The organism is Faecalimonas sp. LCP19S3_D12 (assembly GCF_052121495.1).
Lineage (GTDB): Bacteria > Bacillota > Clostridia > Lachnospirales > Lachnospiraceae > Faecalimonas.
Genome location: NZ_JBQKED010000077.1, coordinates 1 through 5902 on the forward strand (window position 1 = coordinate 1; position 5902 = coordinate 5902).

General features: G+C 40.1%; 5 protein-coding genes. All 5 read left to right on the forward strand.

Annotated features, from left to right (window positions below):
• Positions 1–883: 883 nt before the first annotated feature.
• The 5 genes from ACTQXY_RS14820 (at position 884) to ACTQXY_RS14840 (ending at position 5801) form a co-directional block, all read left to right on the forward strand.
• Positions 884–1111, forward strand: coding sequence for a tRNA wybutosine-synthesizing protein 3-like protein (locus ACTQXY_RS14820; protein WP_095915226.1), 228 nt, complete (start codon positions 884–886; stop codon positions 1109–1111).
• A gap of 111 nt (positions 1112–1222) precedes the next feature.
• The gene (locus ACTQXY_RS14825) at positions 1223–2836 is read left to right on the forward strand and encodes a recombinase family protein (RefSeq protein ID WP_021391129.1); all 1614 of its coding nucleotides are present in this window, start codon (positions 1223–1225) and stop codon (positions 2834–2836) included.
• 55 nt (positions 2837–2891) lie between these two features.
• A complete protein-coding gene (locus ACTQXY_RS14830; RefSeq protein ID WP_441660109.1) occupies positions 2892–3794 on the forward strand; it encodes a hypothetical protein in 903 nt (300 codons plus the stop codon).
• Positions 3795–3897: 103 nt separating this feature from the next.
• On the forward strand, positions 3898–5217 hold the full coding sequence (brnQ, locus tag ACTQXY_RS14835) for a branched-chain amino acid transport system II carrier protein (RefSeq protein ID WP_441660110.1): 1320 nt from the start codon (positions 3898–3900) through the stop codon (positions 5215–5217).
• Positions 5214–5801 carry a Maf family nucleotide pyrophosphatase gene (locus tag ACTQXY_RS14840; RefSeq protein WP_441660111.1) on the forward strand — a complete coding sequence of 196 codons (588 nt, stop codon included), beginning with the start codon at positions 5214–5216 and terminating at the stop codon, positions 5799–5801. The genes brnQ and ACTQXY_RS14840 overlap by 4 nt, the downstream gene beginning before the upstream one ends.
• The last annotated feature ends 101 nt before the right edge of the window (positions 5802–5902 follow it).

A 5902-nucleotide genomic window follows, 5' to 3' on the forward strand; every position in this document is an offset into this window, starting at 1 on the left:
TGTAAGATATTCATAAGTCTATTATGCAGGAAAAAGGAAGAAAAAGAAACCCCCTAACCCCTCAAGATTGAGGGGAAGGGGAGCTGAATAGGCGAAGCCTATTTTTTATTTCTTCAAAAAATCTGCAACAAAACGGCTACTTGCGTACAGATATGGTGCGAGAAAAGAAAATCTAACTTTTTTTCAAAATTACTCATTAAATCGAGGTTTCCATTCCCTATATGGAGTGAAAGAAGAAAAATTTTTGAAAAAATGTCGGAAAATCGAGTTGAGTGGACAGTGTTCTATGAAAAGAGAAAAACTATCATCAATTTGTATTCAAACAGATAGTAACAGTTGAGTATTGGTGTGAAAAGAAGAAAATCTTTTCATTTTCAACTTAACATTTGGCAGTTTCCGTTCCCTATATGGAGCAAAGAAAATCTTTTATTCCACAGTTGGCAGTTACGGCGTTGCATGGGTAGTTAGGGTGTGAAAAGAAAATCAGATTTTTTCATCATCAACTTAGCAGAATGACACTTTCTTTCCCTATATGGTACAGGAAAAGAAAAAAGTTTTGAAGATTGGTTACGTTTCTGCTCTTTTCCAACGCGGTATATAGGAAAGACGATTTTCTTCTTTCGTGTTCTTTGACAACTGAATAAAGCAGTTCAATACGTTTGACAGACAGCGAGCCGTTGAAACAGATACGCCATGACCTTTTCCCTGCTAAAGCGAGCGAACCTTATCTGTGTTCCTGTAAGAAACTTGTCCTTTCCTACCGCCATGACCTGTCCTGTCTGATAATGATACTCCCGTACAGCCACAGCTTGAGCGTTCAGAGCGTCGCACGCAATGGGTACGGCTACATAAGAACTATGCAGAGGTGGAACTCCTGTGGGCTATGACAAAAGCCGTTGAATTGCTTAGAAAAGATTTTTACAGAAAGGGGGTATGTGTTATTGCTGATATTGTAAAAACAAGGCAGGAAAAGCCAAATAATAAGTGTGGCATTGGCAACAGAGGAAAAACAAAGATTGTTGTAAAAGAACATTTTTCCGAAAAGGGAAAGACAATGGAAGAACTTCTGACGGATGTTATGCTGGAAAAAGCAAAGCAGACAATCGCATAAAATCGGTGCAGTTGTAAGAAATAGATTGAATGGCAAAAAGTACCCGTGTTATACTTTACTTGCAAGCAGGTATTGTAAACACGGGTTAGTTATAAAGGAGGATAACTGACAATGAAACAACAGATTTACAATACTGCACTTTATCTTAGGTTGAGCCGAGATGATGAATTACAGGGCGAAAGTTCCAGCATTACCACACAAAGAAGTATGTTACGTCTATATGCAAAAGAACATCATTTGAATGTGATTGATGAATATATTGATGACGGCTGGTCGGGAACAAATTTTGAAAGACCGAGTTTCCAGAGAATGATTGAAGATATAGAGGCAGGAAAAATCAACTGTGTTGTAACGAAAGACCTTTCCCGACTTGGCAGAAATTATATTATGACAGGACAATATACAGAATTGTATTTTCCCAGCCATAATGTCCGTTACATAGCGATTGACGACGGTGTAGACAGCGAAAAAGGCGAAAGTGAGATTGCACCATTTAAGAATATCATCAATGAATGGGTGGCAAGAGATACAAGCCGTAAAGTGAAATCTGCATTTAAGACAAAATTTGCAGAGGGTGCATATTATGGGGCTTATGCTCCGTTAGGATATAAGAAACACCCCGACATCAAAGGAAAACTGCTGGTTGATGAGGAAACAAAATGGATTGTTGAAAAAATCTTCTCCCTAGCCTATCAAGGTTACGGTAGTGCCAAAATCACAAAGGTACTGCGAGAAGAAAAAGTTCCGACAGCGTCTTGGCTGAATTTTACAAGGTACGGTACTTTTGCACATATCTTTGAGGGAAAGCCCGACAGCAAGCGTTATGAGTGGACGATTGCTCATGTCAAGGCAATCTTAAAAAGTGAAGTCTATATCGGAAACAGCGTTCATAATCGACAATCAACAGTTTCATTCAAGAGCAAGAAGAAAGTGCGTAAGCCTGAAAGTGAATGGTTTCGAGTAGAAAATACCCATGAGCCGATTATTGATAAGGAAGTGTTTTATCGTGTGCAGGAACAGATAAAATCAAGGCGTAGACAGACAAAGGAAAAAGCAACGCCGATATTTGCAGGGCTTGTCAAGTGTGCGGATTGTGGCTGGTCTATGCGGTTTGGAACGAATACGGCAAATAAAACGCCTTACAGTTATTATGCTTGCAGTTTCTACGGACAGTTTGGTAAAGGTTATTGTTCTATGCACTACATCCGCTATGATGTGCTGTATCAAGCCGTATTGGAGCGATTGCAGTATTGGGCTAAGGCAGTACAGCAGGACGAAGAAAAAGTGTTGAATAAGATACAAAAGGCTGGCAATGCAGAGAGAATACGGGAAAAGAAGAAAAAGGCAAGTGCCTTGAAGAAAGCCGAGAACCGCCAAAATGAGATTGACCGCTTGTTTGCGAAAATGTATGAAGATAGAGCCTGTGAGAAGATAACGGAACGAAACTTCATCATGCTGTCGGGGAAATATCAAAAAGAGCAGATAGAACTGGAACAGCAGATAACCAACCTAAGAGAAGAATTAAGTAAAATGGAACAGGATATGATAGGTGCTGAAAAGTGGATTGAGTTAATCAAGGAGTATTCCGTACCAAAGGAACTGACAGCACCATTATTAAATGCAATGATAGAAAAAATCCTCATTCACGAAGCAACAACGAATGAGGACAATGAAAGAATACAGGAAATAGAGATATACTACCGATTTATTGGAAAAGTAGACTGATAAAGAGGGTTCATATCTTTAACTAAGGGAAAGCGGAAATGCATGCCCGGATATTATGCTTTTAGCTCCAATCGCAAGACTTTTGGGAATTAGCACGGATACATTGTTATCGTATAGAGAAGAATTGACAAAGCAGGAGATCGCTAATATTTCAAATGAAATCGGGAAGCGCCTGATGAAAGAGCCTTACGAGGATGTGTTTCGAAGTGCGATGCAGAAAATACAGGAGTATCCGAACTGTGGAAAGTTGGCGTTTGTCTTGGCGCAGATTTTGGATAGTTATTTCGGGATAGAGGATGTGCGTGGAAAAGAACAGTATAAGAAAGAGATTCTCGCTATTTATGACAGGGCTTTGGAGAGTGAGGAGGAAGAAATCAGGCAGGGAGCGATTATTGCATTGTATAATGAATGTTTGCGGACTGAGCAGTATGAGTTGGCACAAAGTTATATTGATAGAATACCGAAGAAATGGATAAATTTGGATAGGCTTCAGGTAATGCTTTATAGAAAGGCCGGAAAGCGACAGGAAGCATATGAACTTTTGGAGCGGATTCTCTTTCAGAGCTGTTCGGAAATCAATGTTTGCTTTCAAGGACTTTATTTATTGGAGATGGAGAAAAATGATGTTGCAAGAGCAGAAATACTGATGGAAAAGGCGGAGGAAATTTCACGTATTTTAGAGATGAGCGACTATATGATTCTTTCTCCGAGATTCAATATGGCATTGGATAGAAAGGATAAAGAGGAGTGTCTTATACTTTTAGAACAACAGATTGCCAGCATAGAAACGATGGATTCTTTCAAAAAAGCAGATTTGTACAGACATATGCAATTTGCGGAGACGAGTGACAGGTCTATGGTAAAAGCAATGCTGAGAAAAGCATTGGAAAACGATGAGGAGATAGGATTTTTACGGGGGGATGAACGATTTCAGAAATTGATAAAAAGGCTTAGTTGAAAAGAGAGAAAATGAAAGCACAATTCAAATAAAAAAACAGTAGAACATAGCGTCCCAAAATGCTATAATAGCGGATATGTGAAAAAAAGAAAAGAGGGAAGAAATGAATCAATTGACAAAAAAGAATACAATATTAGTGGGACTTACATTGTTCTCCATGTTTTTTGGAGCGGGAAATTTGATTTTCCCGCCGTTTTTAGGAAATCAAGCAGGCGTAAATGTATGGATAGCCATGGCGGGATTTGCCGTTACAGCGATAGGTTTTCCGATTTTGGGTGTGGCAGCCGTCGCAAAATCAGGAGGGTTGGATGTGCTGGCAAGAAGAGTTCATCCTGTTTTTGCGTCTATATTTACCCTTTTAATCTATGTGTCGATTGGACCGGGACTTGCAATTCCTAGAACGGCAAGCACTTCTTTTGAGATGGCAGTGCTGCCTTTTATTCCGACGGGTATCGATGCAGGAAAAGTACAGCTGATCTATTCAGCGGCGTTCTTTTTCGTGGCATTTTTGATTGCTTTGAAACCGGAAAAATTGACAGAATGTTTGGGAAAATTTTTGACGCCATGTCTGCTTGCGTTGATTTTTATCGTATTTGTGCGGGCGCTGTTTTTTAAATCAGGAAACTTTGGGGCGCCGACAGAGGCATATCAGGCAGGAAGCTTTGTAAAAGGATTTCTAGAAGGTTACCAGACAATGGACACGATTGCAGCATTGAACTTTGGAATCGTAATCGCACTCGGAATTCGCGCCAAAGGAGTGACTGAGGAGCGGGCAGTTGTCAAGGAGACGATGAAGGCAGGTCTGATTGCAGGTGGACTCCTGATTGCAATATACAGCGCGCTTTGCTATATCGGAGCGATGGTGAGTGGAACGTATCAGAACGGGGAAAATGGTGCGCAGGTTCTGACATATGTTGTGCAGAAAATATTTGGACAGACAGGACTTGTTTTACTCGGAGTTATTTTTCTGATTGCATGTCTAAATACATGTGTCGGCTTATTGTGCTGCTGTAGTGAATATTTCAAAGAACTGATTCCAAAGGTTCCGTATATTGCGTGGAGCGCTGTCTTTGCCGGAATAAGTTTTCTGGTATCCAATCTTGGACTGAGCAATATTTTGAAAGTATCAGTTCCGATTTTGCAGACGATTTATCCAATGGCAATCGTATTGATTGTATTGGCATTTTTGCATCCGTGGATCGCAAAATGGAGATTTGTCTATCCGGTTACGATTCTGATGACAGGATTGACAAGCGTTTTGTATATATTAGGAACGCTTGGGATAAAAATGGGCGTGATTACAACGGTTTTAAAGAGTCTGCCGTTGTATAAAGAACAGTTAGTGTGGATCATACCCGCAATTTTCGGCTTGGCTGTGGGAATTTTGAGTTCAATTCTATTGCCAAAAAGGGGGAGAAAATGAGAAAAAAAAGAATTGTGCTTGCTTCAGCATCACCGAGAAGAAGTGAGTTGATGAAACAGGCTGGATTTACATTTGAAATTCAGGTGAGCAAAAAAGAAGAGGTTTATCAAAGTGAGCGACCGGATGAGATTGTAGAAGAACTGTCTCTTTTGAAGGCTGATGATGTCGCGCAAAGTTTGGAACAAGAAAATGTGATCGTGATCGGAGCCGATACGGTTGTGGCTTTGGATGGAAAGATTTTGGGTAAACCAAAGTCAAAAGAAGATGCATTTGCGATGATTCAGAGTCTGCAAGGAAGAGCACATCAGGTTTATACCGGGACTGCGATTTTGATTTTTGATGAGTTCGGAAACTGCCGGACAGTCAATCATGCAGTGTGCACGGAAGTATTTGTAAATCCGATGAGTGAAGAAGAAATCACAGACTATATCGAACATGAAAATGTCATGGACAAAGCGGGGGCGTATGGAATCCAAGGGAGGTTTGCAATCCATATAGATAAGATAGAAGGAGACTATTATAACGTTGTCGGACTGCCGATTTCTTATATTTATGAAGTGTTGAAAGAGGAGGTAGAAGATTGAAAATGAGAAGTAGAGGGTATCCATTACCTTAAGCACACGACAAATAAGCCATCTTTCGGTGGCTGCTTTAAAAATTGAATATTGAGAAGTTAAGGTTATGC